The sequence below is a fragment of the Pseudomonas sp. R37(2017) genome, from assembly GCF_002113375.1.
GTDB lineage: Bacteria > Pseudomonadota > Gammaproteobacteria > Pseudomonadales > Pseudomonadaceae > Aquipseudomonas.
Genome location: NZ_NEHO01000004.1, coordinates 263,803 through 285,289, shown reverse-complemented (window position 1 = coordinate 285,289; position 21,487 = coordinate 263,803). Strand labels below are relative to the sequence as shown.

Below are 21,487 nucleotides of genomic sequence, written 5' to 3'. Positions count from 1 at the left end.
CGAGCCTGCTCGCGATGGCGCTAGATCAATCAACATATCTGTTGAATGTAATGCCGCCTTTGCGAGCAGGCTCGTTCCCACATATTGGTATTGAACGACTTAGATATTCGCGCGCAAAACCGAAGCCGGCAGCGCCTCGCCCCGTTCCACCGTCGCCGCTACCGCAGCCATCAAGCTATCCAACTCATACCCCTGAGCCTTGAGCCAGTCCCGATCGTAATAGGTCGTGGCATAACGCTCGCCGCTGTCACACAGAATCGCCACCATCGACCCCTTCTCCCCCGCCGCCTTCATATGCTGGGCAGCCATCAGCGCACCAATCAGATTGGTCCCGCTCGATCCGCCGACATGCCGTCCCAGACGCTCTGCCAGGTAGTGCATGGCCGCCAGTGACAGGGCATCCGGCACCTTGACCATGGCGTCGATCACCTTGGGCAGAAACGACGCTTCCACACGCGGCCGGCCGATGCCTTCGATCCGCGAGCCGTGGTCCAGGCGCAGGCTGGCATCACCGGTCTGGTAGTAATCGAAGAACACCGAACGCTCGGCATCGGCACACAGCACGCGGGTGCAATGCTGGCGATAGCGCACGTATCGACCCAGGGTGGCCGTGGTGCCGCCTGTGCCGGGGCTGGAAATCAGCCAGCTCGGCTCGGGATGCTGCTCGAATCGCATCTGATGAAAGATCGATTCGGCAATGTTGTTGTTCGCCCGCCAGTCGGTGGCGCGCTCGGCGTAGGTGAACTGGTCGATGAAGTGTCCATCGTGTTCACGGGCCAGGCGCTCGGACTCGGCGTAGATCTGGGTCGGATCGTCCACCAGATGACTTTGGCCACCGTAGAAGGCGATCTGCGCGATCTTTTCTTTTGAGGTGGTCGCCGGCATCACTGCAATGAACGGCAAGCCCAGCATGCGCGCGAAGTAGGCTTCGGAAATCGCCGTGGAACCACTGGAAGCCTCGATGACCGGCGCACCGGGTTTGAGCCAGCCGTTACACAGCGCATAAAGGAACAACGAACGGGCCAGGCGGTGCTTGAGGCTGCCCGTGGGGTGGCTGGACTCATCCTTGAAATACAACTCGATGCCCGGAAAACCCGGCAGCGGCAAGGGGATCAAGTGGGTGTCGGCACTGCGCTGGAAATCGGCTTCGATGATCCGGATCGCTTCGCGGGACCACTGTCGGTTGTCGCTCATGATGGTTTTCTCGTTGAATCGGGCAGGAGTCGGCCATTTACAAAGGCTCATCCAACAAGCTTAGGAAAAAACCTACATCCAGCACAGGTACAACTGGGGTCCAATACGCCTGGCAACTGCTAGGCTCAGGTCGGCACGGGCGGATTACTCTGTAACGACATATAACAAAAAAGAATATAACTTTTGTTTTAACAACTAACAGTACTTGTTAGGGTGTAACACCTTTTGAATTCACAGATGGAGAGCGACCTTGCCTCTGCGTAGCACTTTCACGCGTTTCTTTCAGATGGAAGCTGCCAGCGGTCTGTTACTGATCGCCGCTGCCGTTCTGGCCCTGATCATCAACAACTCCCCGCTGTCATGGCTGTACAACGGCCTGCTGGACACCCCCGTGGTGGCCCAGGTCGGTGCGCTGAAAATCGCCAAGCCCTTGCTGCTGTGGATCAACGACGGCCTGATGGCGCTGTTTTTCCTGCTGATCGGCCTGGAAGTCAAACGCGAAGTCCTCGACGGCCAGTTGTCCAAGCCGTCGCAAATCGTCCTGCCCGGCGCGGCGGCGATCGGCGGCATGCTGGTACCGGCGCTGATCTACTGGTACCTCAATCGCGATACGCCTGCGGCCCTCAACGGCTGGGCCATTCCGACCGCCACCGACATTGCTTTCGCCCTTGGCGTGCTGGCGCTGCTGGGCAAACGGGTTCCGGTTTCGCTGAAGCTGTTCCTGATGACCCTGGCGATCATCGACGACCTCGGCGCAATCATCATCATTGCGATCTTCTATTCCGGCGCGCTGTCGACCCTGTCCCTGGCGCTGGCCGCGGCCTGTATTGCGGCGCTGGTCGGGATGAATCGTCTCGGGGTGGTCAAGCTCGGGCCGTACATGATCATTGGCTTGATCCTCTGGGTCTGCGTGCTCAAGAGCGGTGTCCACGCCACGCTGGCCGGCGTGACCCTGGCGTTCTGCATTCCGCTGCGCACGAAAAATGCCGAGCCCTCGCCATTGCTGACCCTGGAGCATGCCCTGCACCCATGGGTGGCCTACGGCATTCTGCCGCTGTTCGCCTTTGCCAATGCCGGCCTGTCCCTGAGCGGCGTCACCGTCGAAAGCTTCACTCACCACGTCCCCATGGGCATCGCCATCGGGCTGCTGCTGGGCAAGACCGTCGGAGTCTTCGGCCTGACCTGGATGGCGGTGAAAACCGGCGTCGCGGCCTTGCCCCAAGGTGCCAATTGGGGCCAGATACTGGGCGTGGCGATTCTCTGCGGCATTGGTTTCACCATGAGCCTGTTCGTCGGCTCGCTGGCCTTCGAGCCGGGCGTGAGTGAATTCGCCGGGATGGATCGCATGGGGATCCTGACCGGTTCGATTCTGGCGGCGCTGATCGGTTATGGGGTGACGGCGATGGCGAGTCGCAAGAACACCGCGCTGAGTTCCTGATATTCCGCGACAACGCCTGGCTCCCCATCAAGGCTTGAAACAAAAAACCCGATCAGTCACCTGATCGGGTTTCTTGTTTTACCGGTGTTTGCGCTTAGTGCGAAACGCGGTTGGTGCCATTCACACTGGCGATGCGCACCCGCTCGCCAACACGGAATACTTCGTTCGGTTGAACTTCCTGAACGTAGGCGCGCATGCTGCCATCGTCTTCGCGCACGGTGATTTCCACACCCTGGGTACGGGTCAGGCCTTCCTCGGCGGCCGAACCGATCAGGCCACCTGCGACTGCGCCGATGACCGCAGCAACGATACTGCCTTTGCCGCCACCGACGGAGCTGCCGCCAACACCGCCGACCACTGCGCCGGCAGCGCTGCCGATCGGGGTTTTGGTGCCTTCGATTTTCACCGGGCGCAATGCTTCGATGGTGCCCATGCGAACGGTCTGCACACGACGCGCCTCGTCACGGGAGTAGGAGTCACCGGTCAGGCTCGATTGGCAACCAGTGAGCAACATCGCCATCGTGGAAAAGGAAGCAACCAGCAGAACAGACTTACGCATAGCATCAACTCCAAAGAAACAGATGTTCATTAAACTCCGCGACTTGACGCCTGTCACGGCACAGCCCGGATAAAATTGCTTTGATTCAGGCTCCGTTAAGGCGCCACCACGAACTCACACGGTAGCGGCAAAATCAGAAAACTGCCCATTGGCCAAGGATTTTCATGGACTACTTTATCATCGTCGTCACGACGGTTGCCGGTTTGTACTTCCACTGGTGGCTGTACGTACGAATCAAACGCTGGATGGACCGCGACCTGGCGCTAGCGCTGGCGGGCAAGGATGAGCAGAAAAGAGCCTTCATGCTCGAACAGTTGGCGAGTGCTCATGAGCAGAAGATCAAGCGTCGAGACCTGCCGAAGTGGCTGGAAGCCGCTGCGGCAGGTTATCCCGATCGGTAGATGGCTCAGGGTGCCAGGCGTTCAAGCGTCCAGTCGGCGCCCTGCCGGCGGTAATTCAGGCGGTCGTGCAGGCGGCTTGGGCGGCCTTGCCAGAATTCGATACGCTCCGGCAGCAGACGATAACCACCCCAGTGCTCCGGGCAATGCGGCTGGCTGTCACTGAAACGTTGCTCGGTATCCTTGAGCAGTGCTTCGAGCTCCCCGCGATCGGCGATCACGCGGCTTTGCGGCGATGCCCAGGCTCCCAGGCGACTGCCCAGTGGACGGACCTGGTAATAGGCGTCGGACTCCTCGGGCGTGACCTTCACCACCTGCCCTTCGATGCGCACCTGGCGTTCCAGCGCCGGCCAGAAAAACGTCATGGCCGCGAACGGATTCGCGGCCAAGTGCTGGCCCTTGGCGCTATCGTAGTTGGTGAAAAAGGTGAAGCCCTGCTCGTCCAGGCCCTTGAGCAACAGAATGCGACAGTGCGGTCGACCGTCCTGGTCGACGGTAGCCAGAGTCATGGCGTTGGCTTCCACCGGCGCCTGTTCGGTTTTCACCGCATCGGCGAACCACTGGTGGAACAGTGTGAACGGCTCGGTCGGGGCTTGTGCCTCGGTCAGGCCATCACGGGTGTAGTCACGACGCATATCAGCCAGGCCCTGGGTCATGGCGCATTCCTTTTGGTTAACGAATCACTGCTTTGCAGTATCGGTGCTGGCGACCTTCTTGTCTGTCGCTGAAGCTTTGGCTGGCGTGGTTTTCTTCGCCGGGGTTGCCGTTTTCGCCGGGGTTTTCTTGGCCGGAGCTTTTTTCGCCGGGGCCTTTTTCATCGCTGGAACAGCAGCCTTTTTAGTCGCCGGGGCTGGCGCCACAGGCTTGGCGGCCGGCTTGACGTCAGCGGCTGCGACCATGCTCACAGGTGCCGGTGCCGGCATGTTGTACTTGCTCAGCAGTGCGACCATGGTGTTTTGCGGAGTCACCAGCAGTTCCACGCGGCGGTTCAACGCACGACCTTGTACGCTGTCGTTGGCGGCACGCGGCGCATCACCGCCCAGGCCACGCAGCATCAGGCGATCACGCTGCAGACCACTGAGACGGAAAATCGCCGCAACAGCCTGGGCGCGCTCCTGGCTCAGCTTGACGTTGGCAGCTGCAGCGCCGGACGTATCGCTGTGGCCGAGGATCAACACAGCGGTCTTCGGATCGGCCTCCAGGATCTTGGCCACGCGGGTGAACGGACCGAGCGTGACCGGCAGCAGCATGGCCGGACGATCAGGGTTGAACGAGCCGTCGACCGGCGCAGTCACCACCAGCACGTTTTCGCGGCGCTCGAGTTGCAGGTTACTGTCCTTGAGCGCCTCGCGCAGACGCGGTTCGTAGTCGTCAAGCCAGGCCTGGGTCACTTTCGGGTCGGGCATCGGCACGGCCTTGGCGGTGCTCTGCTCGCTACCGCCGAACGGCCACCACCACTTGCTGCCGCTTTCGGTCTCGGCCTTGGCCACCGCCGCGGGTTTGACTTCAGGTTTCACCTCAGCCTTGGCCACTGGCTTGCCAGTGCTGTCATCGGAACCAAACGGCCAGTACCAGTGGCTGCCGCTTTCAGTCTTGGCGGCAGGTGTCGTCGCGTCTTTCTGTGGAGTCTGTGCGCAACCGGTAATGGCGAAGCACAGGGCCAAGGCGAGGGTTTTATTGGATGACATTGGATATCCACAAAAATGAAGTCAAAAAAACCAGGCCACATCGGCCTGTTTGAACAGACGCTTTGAAACTGAAAAGGCTATCGGGTTCCAGCCCTGGAACCCGATAGGCACGTTTTACAGACAGGTGGCCAGAACCCGCACCAGCTTTTGCGCGCGCGGGTCCATCAAGACGTACGGCCCCAGGGTATTTGTCACAAACCCGAAGGCCACATCGTGCTCCGGGTCGGCAAAGCCGATTGAGCCGCCGGCACCCGGGTGACCAAACGCCCGCGGGCCAAGACCGAAGGTGGCGTTGGCAACGTCCGGTTGATCGAGCATGCAACCCAGGCCGAAACGGGTCCGGGTCAGTAAAGTCTTGTCCTCGCCGAGGCTGTGCTCACGAGTCAATTCATCGAGCATTTCGCTTTCCAGCAGGCTGCCGTCGAGCAGGCCTGCGTAGAACCCGGCCAGACTGCGGGCATTGCCATGGCCATTGGCGGCCGGCTGCTGCATGCGTCGCCACTCGGGTTTGTTGGTGCTGGTCATGATCGACGGCGGATTGGTGAACGCCCGGGTCGTCATGGCCGTTGGCTCGCGCATGGTCACTTGCAGCAGGCGCTGGGCGGCGGCATCGCCGACATTACCCTTGCCTCGCGCAATGTGGGCCACACGATAGAACTCTTCGTCAGCCAACCCCACATGGAAGTCCAGGCCCAACGGCCTGGCGACCCGCGCCTCGATGGATTCGCCCGGTCCACGACCATCGGCACGGCGCAGCAACTCACCGACCAGCCAGCCATAGGTGATCGCCGCGTAACCGTGACCTTCGCCCGGTGTCCACCACGGCGTTTCGGCGGCGAGGGCGTCGACCATGGTTTGCCAGTCGTAGAGGGCTTCGGGAGCCAGTAGCTCGCGCAATGCCGGAAGGCCGGCCTGATGGCTGAGCAGTTGGCGCAGGGTGACGGACTCTTTGCCGGCAGCGGCGAACTCTGGCCAGTAGCGCGCGACCGGGGCATCCAGTTGCAGCTTGCCTTCGGCCACCAATTGCAGCGCGGTGACCGCGGTAAAGGTCTTGGTGCAGGAGAACAGGTTGGCGATGGTGTCGCTGTGCCAGGCCTCGGCGCCGTCCTTGTCGGCCGAGCCGGCCCACAGATCGAGGACGGTTTCGCCACCGACCTGAATGCACAATGCCGCACCACGCTCCTGGGGATCGTCGAACAGCGCCGCGAACGCCTCTCGCACCGCTTCGAACTTAAGCTCGTAATGACCCTGAATCTGCACCCGCAACTCCCCCCGGATTAACGCTCTACAAAGTGGCGGGCATTGTTCCAGCCCTTGAAGGTTTTGGGAACAGGGTCGGGCCGGGCGGTCGCTCTGCCATCAACTTGAAATGCAGTGGTGATGCTGATGACGCCTTCGCAAGCAGGCTCGCTCCCACAGGAGAATGCATTCCAAAGTGGGAGCGAGCCTGCTCGCGAAGAACGATGACGCGGTTTCAGAGATTAATGGCCATTCCCGGAATGCCCACCAGCGCCCTTCCCCGGCCCCTTGCCGGCTTCGGCCTTGCGACCGCCCTCGGCGTCGTGGCTGGCTTTGTCGGCGGCGGCTGCAGCCTTCTCGGCCTCTTTGCCCAATTGCTCGACCGTCGCCAGATTGCTCTTGCGCACACTGTCGACAAAGCCCTGGAACGGCAAATCAGTGATGCCCACCAGGCCGAAGTGACCGTTTTCACCGTCCAGCAGGCGCCCGGTGACCGGTTGATCGAGGTACTGGAACCAATGCACGCCAACAATCGACGGCTCGCTCAAGGCCTGTTTGAGGAAGTTGGCATACGCCAGGCCGCGGTCCTCCTCCTTCGCCAGCTGCGTGACCCCGCCCCAGAACGGGCCACGATCAGTCGAGCCGAAATTGAACTCGGTGATCAACACCGGTTTGTCGAGACTGCGCAGCCTGGCGAAGTCGTAACCGTCCTGGGGTTGCAAGGTGTACATGTTGAAACTCAACACGTCGCAATACTGGGCGCAGGACTCCACGGCCTCCGGCGTACTGATGGCGAAACGGCCACCGAGCAGCAGTTGGTTCGGCGCATGCCATTTGAGCGAGTCGGAGATGGTCTTGAAATAGGTGTCGGCAAAGACTTTCTGGAAGTATTTGAAGTCCGCTTCGATTTCCGGGTGCTCGGCGCTCGGGAGCGGCGGCACGAATCCCGGATCCTCCATCAACTCCCAGGCCGGCAGATCAATGCCCCAGGCCTTCGACAGCCCCGCCTGGTTGCGGTACTTGTCGCGCAGTTGCTTGAGGAATGTGCGCTTGGCCGGCACGTCGGTGGTCATTTTCAAGGTGCCATAGGCCAGGGCATAGCGGGCTTTCGGATCATCGCCGGGACCGGCCCAGGCCAGTTCGTTGTCGGCGTAGTAACCGATCAACCATGGATCGTCACGATGGTCGCGGGCCGCAATCGCCACGGCGCGCTCGGTGGCCATGGCGAAACGCGGGTCGAACGGGTCGGGCATGCCACCCCACCAATCGGTGCCGGTACTGATGCTGGCGTAGTCGCCGACAATCGACAGCGGCAAGGTGTACGGCACGCGATCAGCGTTGCCCAACACCGGTGCGCTCCAGTTGCCAATGGTGTTGAAGCCCCAGGCCTGCAGGCGATCAAGGGTATGACTGGCCCAACGCTGCTCGTCAAAACCCGCTTTGCAGGGTTCGACAGCGACGGGTGCCGGCATGTTTGCCTCGACTTTGGCCGCTTCGGCGACGCCGGCCTTGGTGGCGTCGTTCGATTCGCAAGGATTGCCAAACAGGCGCTGCAGGTTGGCGCCGTAGAAGTCGTACCAGCGCCCGGCGTTGTAGCCGCGCCCCTGGTCGGCGCCGTTGCCGCCTCGGTTGTCACCTTCCCCATAGTGGCTGGCGAGAGCCTCGTCAGCCTTGGGCAGGGATTCGAACATCCATTCACGACCGGCAACGTAGGTCTGATTGACGTCTGGGGCGACAGTATTGACCCCGAGGGAATAGAACGGATGCCCTTCAGGTGTAACCAGATACCAGCGACCATCGCGCTTCTCGGTGCGGAAAAAACCACTGGCCTTGAATGACGGGCCTTTGGTCAAACCACCGAATGGGTCCAGCGGGGACTTTTCGCGCTCGGCCAGCCAGGTTTTCAGTTGTTGCCGTTCCTTGGCGGCGGCGCTTTTGAGCTGCTCGTCGCTGCCAACTTTTTCCGGCCATTTGGCCCGGGTCGACTGGCCGTAAACATCCACCAGTGCGCCATACACGGCTTGGGTGACCGACTCGCCATCCTGCACACCAAAACGCTCCAGCAGGATGCTTTGCGCGACTTTCGGCTGGTCCATCGACAAGCTCACCGACACCACCTGACTGCGATCCAGCTCACCGGCACTACTGGCCAGCAATACACGTTGGCCATCGACGGTCATTGGCATCGGTGGACCGGCCTTCATGCCCTGGCCCAGCGGCGATGTCGCTATCAGCGGCACCAACAGGGTTTGCGCAGGCCCCGCGGGCAGATCGACGCGGCTGACCAATGTCTTGCCGTCGTTGCTCTGGATGGTCACGTACAGGGTCAAGGCCCAGTTCATCGCACTCTGGATCCGCAGGCTCATGACGCCCGACTGCGACCAGTCCCAGGCACCAGTCTGCGGGGTCAGGCGCAAGGTTGGCCGGGCGACCGGGTTGAACGTCACCCTGCGCAGTACTTCGCCCTCGGGGGTTTGCTCGGCGTTGGATTGCGGCAGGCTGGCGTCCTGAGTCGACACCTGGACCACGTCGGCGGGGCGCACAAAGTTGAACAGCGTCTGCTGGCTGGCGGGGGCGGCCAACAGCGGTGTCGCGAACAGCAGGGCAAAAGCGGCAGGTAACGAGCGGCGCAGCGAACAGCAAATCATGAGAACGAATATCTCCCTAACGACCTTCAATGGGCCAGTGAAAAGCGGTGGCAGAGAGATAGACAACGCGGTGGGCAAAACTGCCCACCGGTTCTTCAGGAAATTTCTCGACGGAACGGCGGCAACGCGTTGAGGATGGCTTTGCCATAGCGCTGGGTCACCAGGCGCCGGTCGAGCAATGTGATGGTGCCGCGATCTTCCTCGGTACGCAGCAAGCGACCGCAGGCCTGGACCAGCTTCAACGAAGCGTCCGGCACGGAGATTTCCATGAACGGATTGCCGCCCCGGGCCTCGATCCATTCGGACAAGGCTGCTTCGACGGGATCATCCGGTACCGAGAATGGAATCTTGGCGATGACCACGTGCTCGCAGTAGGCCCCGGGCAAATCGACCCCTTCGGCGAAGCTCGCCAGGCCGAACAGCACGCTGGAATCCCCGCCATCGACCCGCGCCTTGTGCTTGTTCAGGGTTTCCTGCTTGGACAGGTTGCCCTGGATGAACACTTGCTTGCGCCAGTCGCGGTCGAGGCCGTCGAACACGTCCTGCATCTGTTTACGCGAGGAAAACAGCACCAGCGTGCCCCGCGAGCCTTCGACCAACTCGGGTAGATCACGAATGATCGCGGCGGTATGCGCCGCGGCGTCACGGGGATCGGCATTCAGGTTCGGCACCCGCAGCACACCGGCGTCGGCATGATGGAACGGGCTTGGCACCACCGCCGTCACGGCCTTTTTCGGCAGGCCGGCGCGCATGCGGAAGCGGTCGAAGGTACCGAGGGCGGTCAAGGTTGCCGAGGTCACCAGACAGCCATGCGCCACGTTCCACAGGTTGCGGCGAAGCATTTCCGCCGCGAGGATGGGACTTGCGTTGACCTCGATGTCGAACAGCGAACCACTTTCGGCCAGGGTCAGCCAGCGTGCCATGGGCGGGTTGTCTTCCGGGTCTTCGACGGTGAAGGCGGTCCACAGCTCCCAGTTGCCGGAAGAACGCGACAACAGGCTGCCGAACAGCGGATACCACTCCTCGGCCTGATTGCTGGCGATGCCAATGTTGACCTCGCCGTCCATGCCTTCCTTGAGCAGGTCGGTCAGGCGGGTGAACAGGTCGGTCAGGCGCGCGAAGCCCTTCTTCAATTCGATGCCCATTTCACGCATGTGCTCGGGAATCACCCCGCCGACGAATCGATGACGCGGGCGCTCGCGGCCTTCGACGTCTTCACCGGGCTTGAAATCGGCAATCTGCTCGCACGCAGTGAACATGAACTGCTGCTGGGTCTTGATCTCCCGCGCCAGCTCCGGCACCTGCTCGATCAACTTGCCCAGGTCGCCCGGCAACGGGTGCTGGGCCAGCAGTTTGGTGAGGTTCTTGGCGGTGGTTTCCAGCCAGTCGGCGGTTGAACGCAGGCGCGTGAAATGGGCGAAGTGGCCGATGGCCTTGTCCGGCAGGTGATGGCCTTCGTCGAACACATAAATGGTGTCGCGCGGGTCCGGCAGCACGGCGCCACCGCCCAGGGCCAGGTCGGCCAGGACCATGTCGTGGTTGGTGACGATCACGTCGACCTTGCCCATGCCTTCGCGGGCCTTGTAGAAGGCGCACTGGCCGAAGTTCGGGCAATGCCGGTTGGTGCATTGGCTGTGATCGGTGGTCAGGCGCGCCCAGTCGGCGTCTTCCAGGGCGGTGGGCCAACTGTCGCGGTCGCCGTCCCACTTATTGCCGGCGAGCTTCTCGATCATGCTGGTGAACAGCTTCTGGCTGGCCTCGTCGACCTCGATCTTGAAGCCTTCTTCTTCGAACAACTGCGCCGTGGCGGTCTGCGCGTGACCTTCCTGGAGCAACAGGTCGAGCTTGGACAGGCACATGTAGCGCCCGCGCCCCTTGGCCAGGGCGAAGCTGAAGTTCAGCCCGCTGTTGCGCATCAGGTCGGGCAGGTCCTTGTAGACGATCTGTTCTTGCAGGGCCACGGTAGCCGTGGCAATCACCAGGCGCTTGCCGGCGGCCTTCGCCGTGGGAATCGCCGCCAGGCTGTAGGCCACCGTCTTGCCGGTACCGGTGCCGGCTTCCACCGCGACAACCGCGGGGTCGCCACTGCGCCGGCCTTCGTCGTCGGTGTCGATGTCACCCAGGACCTTGGCGACTTCGGCGATCATCAGGCGTTGGCCGTAGCGCGGCTTGAGGCTCTTGGCTTCGAGAAAACGCGAGTAGGCGCCCTGGATCGTGGTTTTGAGTTCGGTGCTGATCATGGATTGTCGGGCGCAAAAAACGCTGGATAAATTTTCAGTAGTTCGGATCGCCGCTATCATAACCCGCTATTTAATCCCGCGCAGAACGGAGTACCCCAATGACACCTTTTAGTCTCATTTACAGCCTGCATGTACTGGCGGCCCTGGTCTGGGTCGGCGGCATGTTTTTCGCCTGGATGGTCCTGCGCCCCGCAGCGATCACGGCACTGGAAGGCCCTGCCCGGTTGAAGCTGTGGGTAGAAGTGTTTCAAGGTTTTTTCCGTTGGGTCTGGGTGGCGGTCGTGCTGTTGCCCGTCAGCGGCGTGGGCATGCTGCATATGCACTTCAACGGCTTTGAAGGCGCACCGCGCTATGTACAGGTGATGATGGGCTTGTATGTGGTGATGACCGCGCTGTTTATCCGCATTCAGGCATTGATGCTGCCGGAACTGCGCACCGCCGTGGCCGGGCAGGATTGGCCGGCGGGTGCCGCCGTACTGGGGCGGATTCGCAAGTTGGTAGGGGTCAATCTGTTGGTGGGATTGGCTGTGGTGGTGATAGCTGCTGCTCGGCCGATGTTTTGAGGTACGCGTGGCAGAAGGTTTCTGTGGCGAGGGGGCTAGCCCCCGTTCGGCTGCGCAGCAGTCGTAAAACCAGACACCGCTAACCTTCAGCAGTATTGCGATTGCCGGAATTTAGGGCCGCTTCGCGGCCCAACGGGGGCAAGCCCCCTCGCCACAGGCAAGCCCCCTCGCCACAGGACTCTCGGTGTTGCTTAAATACGCTGTACTGTCACCGAACCTGCCGCGCCTTCCGGCCCCGGCTGCCCGTCGGCACCAGGCTTACCGTTCTTGCCGCCATCGGTCGTGTAGATCAGGCAGCCCTTGGCCTTGCCGCCCAAGCCCGGCTTGCCTCCAGGGCCAGCCAGGCCACCGGCGCCGCCAGCCACTTGAACCTTGATCCGGTCTGCCGGGAAGTCGCGCGGCACTGCCAGTCTGACCAGCGCCCCCGGCGCTCCCGGCTGACCATTGCTGCCATCGCTGCCATCGGCACCGCGACCGGCCTGCCCCCAGGTGCAGCCCGGCTCCTGGCCGTTAGCCCCATCAAGACCTACAAACCCCGGGGCGCCCGCACCGCCACGAGCATCGACGATCAATTGCGCTGCGTTCAGTGTCTTGATCTGCAAATCAAGGCTGCGTCCGGATCGGGCGGCCTTCTGATAGGTCCCGGGGGCACCACGGGCGGTGATCTGGCTGCCTTCGGACAAGTCGGCGCGACGGACCTTCAGCGCCAGTGCCTGCTCTCCCGGCACAATGGCGATGCGCGCTTCACGGCCCAGATGCAGCTCACCGACAGTGACTTCAGTGACGTTCGAGGGAATCAGCAAGGTGCCGTAATCGGCGACTTCCAGGCGTTCCAGTTGCAGGGTGCTGGCGGTGTTGGGCAAACGCATCAGCGAGTTGGGTTCGACACTCACCACCTGTGCACTGGCCAATGGACTGATGAGTACGGCGAGCAGACAGAGTTTACGCATGGGAAGCCTTCGAAGCGCTGGGGGCAGGAATGGTTTGCAGGTGGAATACACCGAAAATGACAATCTTCAGACGGTCGAGCCAGGGATGGGCGCGCCCCCGGAGGCTGCGATAGCACAGCAAGGCTTCCAGTAGATGGATGAACCCCAACAGGCCGCCGGCCAGATTGACCAACAGGTGCAGTGGAAAGACGAACGGCGTGAGCTGATTGACCAGCACCACCGACCAGAACAGCAGGGTCAACAACCGCCCCAGCCCCCATAAGACTTTCATACGCACCCTCGATGAGAATTATTGTTTGCACGCACAGTAACGGCTTCCACGCGGGATAGGCCAGAGGGCAACGGAAAATTCTTCATGAAGGCCGCCGAACGGCCGTCGCAGCAATCACAGGCGTCGCTCGACGGCTCTATCTCTTGGCTCAGCGGTTTATGTGCAGTTCCACTCGACGGTTTTTCGCGCGACCTGCATCCGTCTCGTTGTCGGCAATTGGCTGGCTCTTGCCCTTGCCTTCGCTGGTGATTTTGTTCGGCGCCACACCCTGGCTGATCAAGTATTCCGCCACACTGCTGGCGCGTCGCTCCGACAAGGCCTGGTTATAGGCATCCGACCCCACGTTGTCCGTATGGCCGACCACCTTGATGCTGACCACATCGGCATCCTCGAACTTGCTCATCAACGCATCCAGCTGACTCTCCGCCGTCGGGGTCAGGTCGGATTGATTGAAGACAAACAGTACATCGCTCAGAGTAATGACTTCGGATTGCGCAGGTTCAACCTGAATGCGGTCCGGATACTGCGGAACCGCGCAACCGTGGTGGTCAACCGGCGTATTGGCGGGGGTGTCGGCGCAACGGTCACGCCGGTCGAAAACGCCGTCGCCATCTTCGTCGCCATCCTGGGCATAGCAGATCAAACCGCCGGACAACATACCCAGCGCCGCTCCACCCGCGGCCCAGGCACCGCTCTCGATGGCACCCAGACCACCACCGACCAGGCCGCCGACGAGGCTGCAAATTGGCCAGTTTTGTTGATTGAGGGGGGCAGTACCGTCGCTGTGGGTCGCGCAGCCGCTCAAGAAGCTGCCAAGAAGCAGAACCGGTAAGACGGTCCTTGTGAGAACGATCATATTGAAAGCTCCTGTGTTACCGGCCAAACCCGGTTACACAGGAGTAAAGACCCGCATCCGCGACTGCACAAGGCGCGGATGCGAGGGGGGCTCAACGCTGGATCTTGATTTCCGTACGACGGTTCTGTGCACGCCCGTCAGCCGTTTTGTTGTCCGCAACCGGCTGGCTTTCACCGGCGCCGACAACCGACACGAAGTTGCTGCGAGGTACACCTTGCTGGATGAGGTACTCAACTACCGAGTGAGCACGTTTATCCGACAGTTTCTGGTTGTAGGTGTCGCTGCCCACGCTGTCGGTATGACCGGTTACGGTCAACTGAGCAGTCGGGGCTTCAGCTTTCAGGCGAGTGGCAATCTTGTCGAGTACTTGTTTGTCGGAGGAGGTAAGCGTGGCTTTATCAAACTGGAAGTGAACATCGCGGATGACGATGGTTTCTTCCTTGACCACAACCGCTTCTTCGACCACAGGTGGCGGTGGAGGGCAACCGTTGGCATCGACCTGAACGCCTTTTGGCGTGCCTGGGCACTTGTCGCGACTATCCGGCACACCGTCGCCGTCTTCGTCGCCATCACCGTGAACCCAGCAGTACGCCGCTGCCGTACCGCCGACGAGCAGAGCACCATACCCTGCCCATGCCGAGCTTTCGGTCGCACCGAGGCCCGCGCCCACGACACCACCAACCGCCGCACAGGTCGGCCAGTCGGTTTTCTGCAAACCTGCGCAACCAGTCAAGACACTGGTTAGCAGAATCAAAGGTAATGCTGTCCGAACTATGCTCATCTAGTTTTCTCCTGAAGGATCGGCTTAGAACCGATTTCTGGTAGTAAAGACCCGAGTTTTAAACTCCGCCAGCAATAGGCCATGCTGTTTATTAGTGTATTAACGGCCGGTTGGCGCTTTTGTCGTCAGGCCGCTCTAGGCCCGAACGATCGAGCAGGCTAGTCTTGGCAGATCTGATTGAGGATCTTCGATGACTGCAGATATTTCTTCACGCACGCCACAACAGGCACTGGCCGCTTTACTTGACCGATATGCCCCTGCGCGCCTGTTGTTGATCGGCGCCAGCGAGTTCCCGGCGCTGGAGGCTTTCAAACTTGCGCACCCGGACAGCTGCGTCGCTTTCGCGGCCCCTGGCCCATTGCCTGACGAGTTGGCGGCCCGCCGTTTCGACCTGGCCCTGGCGGTCGATTGCCTGGAGCATTTGCCCAAGCGCGATGGCCTGAACCTGCTGGGTGGTATCCGTAACCTCAATGCCAGCCGCATTGCCGTGCTGGCGGATCTGTCCGCCTGCGGCTGGCAGGAAACCGATTTTTTCTCCCTGGCCCTGCAAGCCAGCGAACGCTTTCAACGGGACGAACAGGTCCTGACCCTGTTTACCTACGATCTGCTTGAATACAAACAGGTCCCCGACTGGCTCAACTCGCGCTTCTGGGCCAATCCGGAAAACTTCGGGAAATACTGGTGGTAATGCAATGAGTACATCCATTTGCCCTTGTGGCAGCGGCACCCTGCTCGACGCCTGCTGCGGTCACTACCATGCCGGGCACCCGGCCCCCTGTGCGGAGGCCTTGATGCGCTCGCGCTACAGCGCCTACGTGCTGGGGTTGGTCGACTATCTGGTGGCGACCACCCTGCCCGCCCAACAGGCTGGCCTGGACCGTCAATCGATCAGCGACTGGAGCGCGCAAAGCACATGGCTGGGTCTTGAGGTGGAGAGCTCCGAAGTGCTGGGCGGCCAGCCTGAACACGCCTTCGTGACCTTCACCGCGCGCTGGCACGATAGCAATGGCGAGCATAGTCACCGCGAGCGCTCTTCATTTGTGCAAAACACCGGGCGCTGGTATTTCATCGACCCGACAGTACCGCTCAAGCTCGGACGCAATGACGCCTGCCCGTGCGCGAGCGGGCAGAAGTTCAAGAAGTGTTGCGCGGGGTATTTCAGCACTTAGGGCATGGAATGCCGTGTGCCACTCGGGCGCCACCAAAGGTAGCGATCCGGGGCTCAAAAGGAGACTCACCACGATGATCATCCGCCGCGGCGCACGCTATCTGCTCACGTTGTTCCTGACACTGGGACTCGGCGGCTGTGCATCGTGGTTCGGCGACGACTTGCCGGACCCCGAAGTCCATCTGGTGAAGATCGAGGTGGTCAGCGCCAAATTGCTGGAACAGAAGTTCCTTCTGCATTTTCGCATCGACAACCCCAACGACAGCGACCTGACGGTGCGCAGCCTGGAATACCGCATTCACCTGGGTGACATATTGCTGGCCGACGGCGAGTACGAACACTGGTTCACCATCGGCCCCATGCATAGCGCCTACTTCAAGGCGCCGATTCGCACCAACCTGTGGTCCAAGGTCCGTGATCTGGCCAAACTGCTGAAAAAATCCGAGCAACCCATCCCCTATCGTCTGGAAGGTGAACTGGAAACCGGTATATTCATCGCCCACTACGTGCACCTGGCGCGCAATGGCGTGATAATCCCCGCCGATTTAATTCCGGAGCAACACCGATGACCCAGCAACCTCACGTCCACGGCCCTGACTGCAACCACGATCATGACCATCACCACCATGATCACGACCACGGCCATGTCCACGGTCCGAACTGCGGCCACGCTCACCAGGAACCGGTGCGCAACGCCCTGAAAGACGTCGGCCGCAACGATCCGTGCCCATGCGGCAACGGCAAGAAATTCAAGAAGTGCCACGGCGCTTGATGATTCGGGCGAAGTCTTGCTTCGCCAGTTGAATCGCCTTCGCGAGCAGGCTCGCTCCCACATTTAAACTGCGCCGGACAACTGTCCTGTGAATGCAGATCCCTTGTGGGAGCGAGCCTGCTCGCGAAGGTGTGTCAGTTACACAGATGTCGACTGACAATCCATCGCGAGCAGGCTCGCTCCTACAGGTTTTTCAGTCAGCCTTCAATACACATGCACTGCTGACCACCGTCGCATACTCGCCATGCAGATTCCCCAGCGACATCGCATGCACCTCTTCGGCGCCATGGGCCTGGCCGAAAAAATCAGCCTTGTCGAAGGTAAAGCACGCATCCTCGACCACCCACGTATCAAACCCCAGGTTGCCTGCGGTGCGCGCCGTGGCTTCCACCGAGTTGTGGGTCGCGACACCCACGATGATCAACTGCCCGATCCCCGCCTCGCGCAACTGCGCCTCCAGCCCCGTCGAACAAAACGCATCCGGCACCTGTTTCTGGATCAATCGTTCGCCGGCCCGTGGTGCAAAGCGCTCCTGAAACTCCACCCCCGACTGCTGAGGCCAGAACACCGAGTCCGCTGAGCGGGACAGGTGCTGCACATGGATCACGGGGCGCGCGGTGCGCCGCCAATGGTCGAGCAATTCCAGCATGCGTTCTTCGGCCAGAGGATTATTCCTGCGGCCGAGCCTCGGATGCAGGATGCCTTTCTGTTGATCGATGATGATCAGGGCCGCGTTTGCCTTTAGCTGCATGCCGACTGTTCTCCGGAATTGTTGAGCCTGTCGCACTTCAATATCGCCCATCGCGACTGGCAAGGCTGCGATCCTTGCGTTTTTCGGACAAATCCTCAAATAACCTTGAACCCCGCTTGCGCGGCCACCTCCCGCTCACTAACGTAGCGCCTTTATTGCGCCCCGCCGCCTCTACCCCCGCAGGAGCTTTGCCATGGCCTCGCCAGCCCTTACTCATTTTCTACCCCGGTTCGGCGTTGCCGCAGCAGTGACCGGCGTCCTGAGCCTGACCGGTTGTCAGAGCTTCAACGCCCAGGACAGCCTCCCGCCGACCTCCGGCGTACAACCGCTCAAGGGCCTGGCGCAGAACGTTTCGGTGCGCCGCAATGCGATGGGCATGCCGTTGATCGAAAGCAACAGCTTCCACGACGCACTGTTCACCCTCGGTTACGTGCACGCCAGCGACCGCATCACCCAGATGGTCACCCTGCGCCTGCTGGCCCAGGGCCGTTTGGCCGAAATGCACGGTGCCGATCTGCTGGATGCCGACCGCTACATGCGGGCGGTCAACCTGAAGAAAAGTGCCGGCGAGTTGTACAAGGCCTCGTCGCCGCGCCTCAAACGCTTCTTCGAAGTCTACGCACGGGGTGTCAACGCTTACCTGTTCCGCTACCGCGACAAACTGCCGGCGGATCTGGCAGCCACCGGCTACAAGCCTGAGTACTGGCAGCCGGAAGATTCGGCGCTGATTTTCTGCCTGTTGAACTTCAGTCAGTCGACCAATTTGCCGGAAGAAATTTCCTCGCTGGTACTGGCCCAGACTGTCACCAACGACAAACTGGCCTGGCTGACGCCGTCGGCTCCCGACGAAAAACTGCCGGCCGCCGAAAGCGAAAAACTGCAAGGCCTCAAGCTCAATGGACAAGTACCGGGGCTGGCCGAACTCAGTAAGGCCACTGGCCAACTGTCGGACCTGAATCTGTTGGGTGCCGCCTCATCGAACAACTGGGCCATCGCCCCGCAACGCAGCCGCAGCGGCAAGAGTCTGCTGGCCAGTGACAGTCACGGCCCGCTGGGCGTGCCATCGCTGTTCAGCCTTGTGCAGATCCGCGCGCCGAAGTATCAGGCGTCCGGCGTGACCATCGCCGGCCTGCCGATGGTGCTGGGCGGCTTCAACGGCAAAGTGGCGTGGAGCATGACGTCCGTGATGGGTGACAACCAGGACCTGTTCCTGGAGAAGCTCAAACGCCAGGGCAACGGGCTGACCTACGAAAACGCCGGGAAGTGGCAGCCGGTGATCGTGCGCAACGAAACCTATTTCATCAAAGGCCAGCGACCCATTCGCGAAGCCGTGTACGAAACCCGCCATGGCCCGCTGCTCAACAGCGCCCAGGGCACAACGTTGGCCAATGGCTTCGGCCTGGCCTTGCAGACGCCAGGCTTCACCGATGACAAGACCCTGGACGCGTTCTTCGACCTGTCCCGTGCCCAGAGCGTCGAGAAAGCCTCGGATGCCAGCCGTGAAATCCGCGCCATCGCGCTGAACCTGGTGTTCGCCGATGCCAGCCACATCAGCTGGCAAGTCACCGGTCGCTACCCGAACCGCCGCGAAGGTGAAGGCCTGCTGCCCTCGCCTGGCTGGGAAGGTCGTTACGATTGGGACGGTTACGCCGACCCGATGCTGCACCCGTACGACCAGGACCCGGCCCAGGGTTGGCTCGGCACCGCCAACCAGCGGGTCATCCCCCATGGCTATGGCATGCAATTGTCCAATTCGTGGGCGGCGCCGGAGCGCGGCGAGCGCCTGGCCGAACTGGCTGGCGCAGGCAAACACGACAGCCGCAGCCTGATCGCCATGCAGTATGACCAGACCACTACCTTCGCGGCCAAGCTCAAGAAAATGTTCGAAGCGCCGGGCATGGCCCAGCCACTCAAACAAGCCATGGACGCCTTGCCGGCGGCCGAGCGCGCCAAGGCACATGAAGCCTACAGCCGCTTGATGGCGTTCGACGGCAAGCTCAGCCCGACCTCCACCGATGCGGCAATCTACGAACTGTTCCTGCAGGAAAGCACCCGGCAGATCTTCCTCGATGAACTGGGGCCTGAAAGCAGCGCGGCGTGGAAGGCCTTTGTCGCCGACGGCAAGTTGTCCTACGCAGCCCAGGCCGATCACTTGCTCGGCCGTGAAGACAGCCCGTTCTGGGATGACGTGCGCACCGCGCAGAAGGAAGACAAACCGGCCATCCTCGCCCGCAGCCTCGCGGCAGCGATCAGCGCGGGCGACAGCCAGTTGGGCAGCGATCACAAAGCCTGGCAGTGGGGCAAACTGCACCGCTATGAGTGGAAGAACAGCAACGGCCAGACCGTGCGCGGGCCATTGCCGGCCGGCGGCGATCACACCACGCTCAACACCTCGGCGTTCGCCTGGGGCCAGGACTTCAACACCACGCTGGCGCCGGCCATGCGTTTTATCGTCGACTTCGGCCAGTCCGAACCGTTGATGGTGCAGAACGGCACCGGCCAATCCGGCAACCCGGCCAGCCCGAACTACCTCAACAGCATCGAACCCTGGCTCAAGAGCCAATACATGAGCCTGCCGATGCAGCCGCAGAACTACGACAACGCCTATGGCAAGGCGCGGTTGACGCTGACGCCCGGCAAGTAACCCCCCCTGTCTGTAGGAACGAGCCTGCTCGCGAAGGCGCCAGATCAGTCAACATCGCTGGAGACTGACATACAGCTATCGCGAGCAGGCTCGCTCCTACAAGGGAGCGTTACCAGCCCCTGAAAAACAGATAGAACTTCTCGCCCCGCGCCTCCTTTCAACTAACAAGTCCCTCCACTCTGGCAACGCCACGGACCTTGTTATCTCGCGTCCCGGAGGTTTGTACGGTCGAAGAAACCGACAGTCTGGCGACCCTGCAGAACCTGCTCAGCCAAGCCCTCTTTTCATCCTCGATATTTTTTCTTTTTGAACCGAACGGGTGCGGCCATTTCCCTGCGCCCGTTTTCGTGCATAAATCTGTCTCCGGCTATTTCCAGACACCTTTTAAAACGCTTGTTCGGCGCTCTGGTTCGGAAATTGCTACTTTCAACAGGTCTTACGCTTTCCAGTAACAATAATTCTGCGCCATAAGCGCTCATATTGGTTTTAGGGATTGAATAATGAAAAAAGCATTGCTGACCCTTTCTGCACTGGCGTTGTGCATGGCTGCTGGCTCCGCCATGGCGAAAGAATACAAAGAACTGCGTTTCGGCGTTGACCCTTCCTACGCACCGTTCGAGTCGAAAGCGGCCGATGGCAGCCTGGTAGGCTTCGACATCGATCTGGGGAACGCGATCTGCGCCGAACTGAAGGTCAAGTGCAAATGGGTCGAAAGCGACTTCGATGGCATGATTCCTGGCCTCAAAGCCAATAAATTCGACGGTGTGATCTCGTCGATGACCGTTACCGAAGCCCGTGAAAAAGTCATCGACTTCTCCAGCGAGCTGTTCTCCGGCCCAACCGCCTACGTGTCCAAGAAAGGTTCTGGCGTAACTGAAGATGTCGCCTCGCTCAAGGGCAAGACCGTCGGTTACGAACAAGGCACCATTCAGGAAGCCTATGCCAAAGCCGTTCTGGACAAGGCTGGGGTGAAAACCCAGGCCTACGCCAACCAGGACCAGGTCTACGCCGACTTGACTTCCGGTCGTCTCGACGCAGGGATCCAGGACATGCTGCAAGCCGAACTGGGCTTCCTGAAGTCGCCACAGGGTGCCGACTACGACGTCAGCAAGCCGGTCGACAACTCTTTGCTGCCAGCCAAGACAGCCATCGGCATTAAGAAAGGTAACACCGAGCTGAAAGCACTTTTGGATAAAGGTATCAAAGCGTTACACGATGATGGCACCTACGCCACCATTCAGAAGAAACACTTTGGCGATCTGAATCTGTACAGCGGCAAATAATGCCCGGCGCCCATCTCGCGATGGGCGCTTTTTTCATCCGATCA

At 60.9% G+C, this 21,487-nt stretch carries 21 protein-coding genes; 9 read left to right on the top strand and 12 right to left on the bottom strand.

Annotated elements, in window-relative coordinates; translation table 11 throughout:
- Window positions 1–99 precede the first annotated feature (99 nt).
- Window positions 100–1,197 (bottom strand): PLP-dependent cysteine synthase family protein, encoded by a 1,098-nt coding sequence (locus CAG47_RS09240; protein WP_177408957.1) that lies wholly within the window; start codon window positions 1,195–1,197, stop codon window positions 100–102.
- Between the two features lie 247 nt (window positions 1,198–1,444).
- Between CAG47_RS09240 and nhaA the strand changes: the two genes are divergently transcribed.
- The gene (gene nhaA / locus CAG47_RS09235; protein WP_085724575.1) at window positions 1,445–2,632 is read left to right on the top strand and encodes a Na+/H+ antiporter NhaA; all 1,188 of its coding nucleotides are present in this window, start codon (window positions 1,445–1,447) and stop codon (window positions 2,630–2,632) included.
- Between the two features lie 94 nt (window positions 2,633–2,726).
- On the opposite strand, the gene CAG47_RS09230 is transcribed toward nhaA, so the two are convergent.
- Entirely contained in the window at window positions 2,727–3,191 is a 465-nt protein-coding gene (locus CAG47_RS09230) for a glycine zipper 2TM domain-containing protein (protein ID WP_085724574.1), read from the bottom strand.
- Window positions 3,192–3,355: 164 nt separating this feature from the next.
- Here CAG47_RS09230 and CAG47_RS09225 point away from each other — a divergent pair, with 164 nt between their 5' ends.
- Complete coding sequence (locus CAG47_RS09225; RefSeq protein WP_085724573.1) at window positions 3,356–3,592, top strand: hypothetical protein; 237 nt, start codon at window positions 3,356–3,358, stop codon at window positions 3,590–3,592.
- Between the two features lie 5 nt (window positions 3,593–3,597).
- Here CAG47_RS09225 and pdxH read toward each other — a convergent pair whose 3' ends face one another.
- The 5 genes from pdxH to dinG all read right to left on the bottom strand — a co-directional run bounded on the left by pdxH (window position 3,598) and on the right by dinG (window position 11,404).
- Window positions 3,598–4,245, bottom strand: coding sequence for a pyridoxamine 5'-phosphate oxidase (pdxH, locus tag CAG47_RS09220; protein WP_085724572.1), 648 nt, complete (start codon window positions 4,243–4,245; stop codon window positions 3,598–3,600).
- Window positions 4,246–4,269: 24 nt separating this feature from the next.
- Window positions 4,270–5,277 carry an OmpA family protein gene (locus tag CAG47_RS09215; RefSeq protein ID WP_085724571.1) on the bottom strand — a complete coding sequence of 336 codons (1,008 nt, stop codon included), beginning with the start codon at window positions 5,275–5,277 and terminating at the stop codon, window positions 4,270–4,272.
- A 114-nt stretch (window positions 5,278–5,391) separates the two neighbouring features.
- On the bottom strand, window positions 5,392–6,537 hold the full coding sequence (locus CAG47_RS09210) for a serine hydrolase domain-containing protein (protein ID WP_085724570.1): 1,146 nt from the start codon (window positions 6,535–6,537) through the stop codon (window positions 5,392–5,394).
- A gap of 221 nt (window positions 6,538–6,758) precedes the next feature.
- On the bottom strand, window positions 6,759–9,164 hold the full coding sequence (locus CAG47_RS09205) for a beta-galactosidase (protein ID WP_085724569.1): 2,406 nt from the start codon (window positions 9,162–9,164) through the stop codon (window positions 6,759–6,761).
- A 95-nt stretch (window positions 9,165–9,259) separates the two neighbouring features.
- A complete protein-coding gene (gene dinG / locus CAG47_RS09200; protein WP_085724568.1) occupies window positions 9,260–11,404 on the bottom strand; it encodes an ATP-dependent DNA helicase DinG in 2,145 nt (714 codons plus the stop codon).
- Between the two features lie 98 nt (window positions 11,405–11,502).
- Between dinG and CAG47_RS09195 the strand changes: the two genes are divergently transcribed.
- Window positions 11,503–11,967 (top strand): CopD family protein, encoded by a 465-nt coding sequence (locus CAG47_RS09195; RefSeq protein WP_085724567.1) that lies wholly within the window; start codon window positions 11,503–11,505, stop codon window positions 11,965–11,967.
- Window positions 11,968–12,158: 191 nt separating this feature from the next.
- On the opposite strand, the gene CAG47_RS09190 is transcribed toward CAG47_RS09195, so the two are convergent.
- The 4 genes from CAG47_RS09190 to CAG47_RS09175 all read right to left on the bottom strand — a co-directional run bounded on the left by CAG47_RS09190 (window position 12,159) and on the right by CAG47_RS09175 (window position 14,825).
- Window positions 12,159–12,917 (bottom strand): collagen-like protein, encoded by a 759-nt coding sequence (locus CAG47_RS09190; RefSeq protein WP_085724566.1) that lies wholly within the window; start codon window positions 12,915–12,917, stop codon window positions 12,159–12,161.
- Window positions 12,910–13,188 (bottom strand): DUF1145 domain-containing protein, encoded by a 279-nt coding sequence (locus tag CAG47_RS09185; protein WP_085724565.1) that lies wholly within the window; start codon window positions 13,186–13,188, stop codon window positions 12,910–12,912. Before CAG47_RS09185 ends, CAG47_RS09190 begins: the two co-directional genes overlap by 8 nt.
- A 148-nt stretch (window positions 13,189–13,336) precedes the next feature.
- On the bottom strand, window positions 13,337–14,044 hold the full coding sequence (locus tag CAG47_RS09180) for an OmpA family protein (RefSeq protein ID WP_085724564.1): 708 nt from the start codon (window positions 14,042–14,044) through the stop codon (window positions 13,337–13,339).
- Between the two features lie 91 nt (window positions 14,045–14,135).
- Window positions 14,136–14,825, bottom strand: a complete 690-nt coding sequence (locus CAG47_RS09175; protein ID WP_085724563.1) for an OmpA family protein — start codon at window positions 14,823–14,825, stop codon at window positions 14,136–14,138.
- Window positions 14,826–15,015: 190 nt separating this feature from the next.
- Between CAG47_RS09175 and CAG47_RS09170 the strand changes: the two genes are divergently transcribed.
- The 4 genes from CAG47_RS09170 (at window position 15,016) to CAG47_RS09155 (ending at window position 16,765) form a co-directional block, all read left to right on the top strand.
- The gene (locus CAG47_RS09170; protein ID WP_085724562.1) at window positions 15,016–15,513 is read left to right on the top strand and encodes a DUF6231 family protein; all 498 of its coding nucleotides are present in this window, start codon (window positions 15,016–15,018) and stop codon (window positions 15,511–15,513) included.
- A gap of 4 nt (window positions 15,514–15,517) precedes the next feature.
- Window positions 15,518–15,994, top strand: a complete 477-nt coding sequence (locus CAG47_RS09165) for a YchJ family protein (RefSeq protein ID WP_085724561.1) — start codon at window positions 15,518–15,520, stop codon at window positions 15,992–15,994.
- Between the two features lie 73 nt (window positions 15,995–16,067).
- On the top strand, window positions 16,068–16,562 hold the full coding sequence (locus CAG47_RS09160) for an LEA type 2 family protein (RefSeq protein ID WP_085724560.1): 495 nt from the start codon (window positions 16,068–16,070) through the stop codon (window positions 16,560–16,562).
- Entirely contained in the window at window positions 16,559–16,765 is a 207-nt protein-coding gene (locus CAG47_RS09155) for an SEC-C metal-binding domain-containing protein (RefSeq protein WP_007955014.1), read from the top strand. Before CAG47_RS09160 ends, CAG47_RS09155 begins: the two co-directional genes overlap by 4 nt.
- A 193-nt stretch (window positions 16,766–16,958) precedes the next feature.
- Here the strand turns inward: CAG47_RS09155 and CAG47_RS09150 are convergent, their stop codons facing one another.
- Window positions 16,959–17,516, bottom strand: a complete 558-nt coding sequence (locus tag CAG47_RS09150) for a cysteine hydrolase family protein (RefSeq protein ID WP_085724559.1) — start codon at window positions 17,514–17,516, stop codon at window positions 16,959–16,961.
- A 193-nt stretch (window positions 17,517–17,709) separates the two neighbouring features.
- On the opposite strand from CAG47_RS09150, the gene CAG47_RS09145 reads away from it, so the two are divergent.
- Together CAG47_RS09145 and CAG47_RS09140 are read left to right on the top strand one after the other, a co-directional pair.
- Window positions 17,710–20,160, top strand: coding sequence for a penicillin acylase family protein (locus tag CAG47_RS09145; protein WP_085724558.1), 2,451 nt, complete (start codon window positions 17,710–17,712; stop codon window positions 20,158–20,160).
- A 500-nt stretch (window positions 20,161–20,660) separates the two neighbouring features.
- Complete coding sequence (locus CAG47_RS09140; RefSeq protein WP_085724557.1) at window positions 20,661–21,443, top strand: transporter substrate-binding domain-containing protein; 783 nt, start codon at window positions 20,661–20,663, stop codon at window positions 21,441–21,443.
- Window positions 21,444–21,487: the final 44 nt, after the last annotated feature.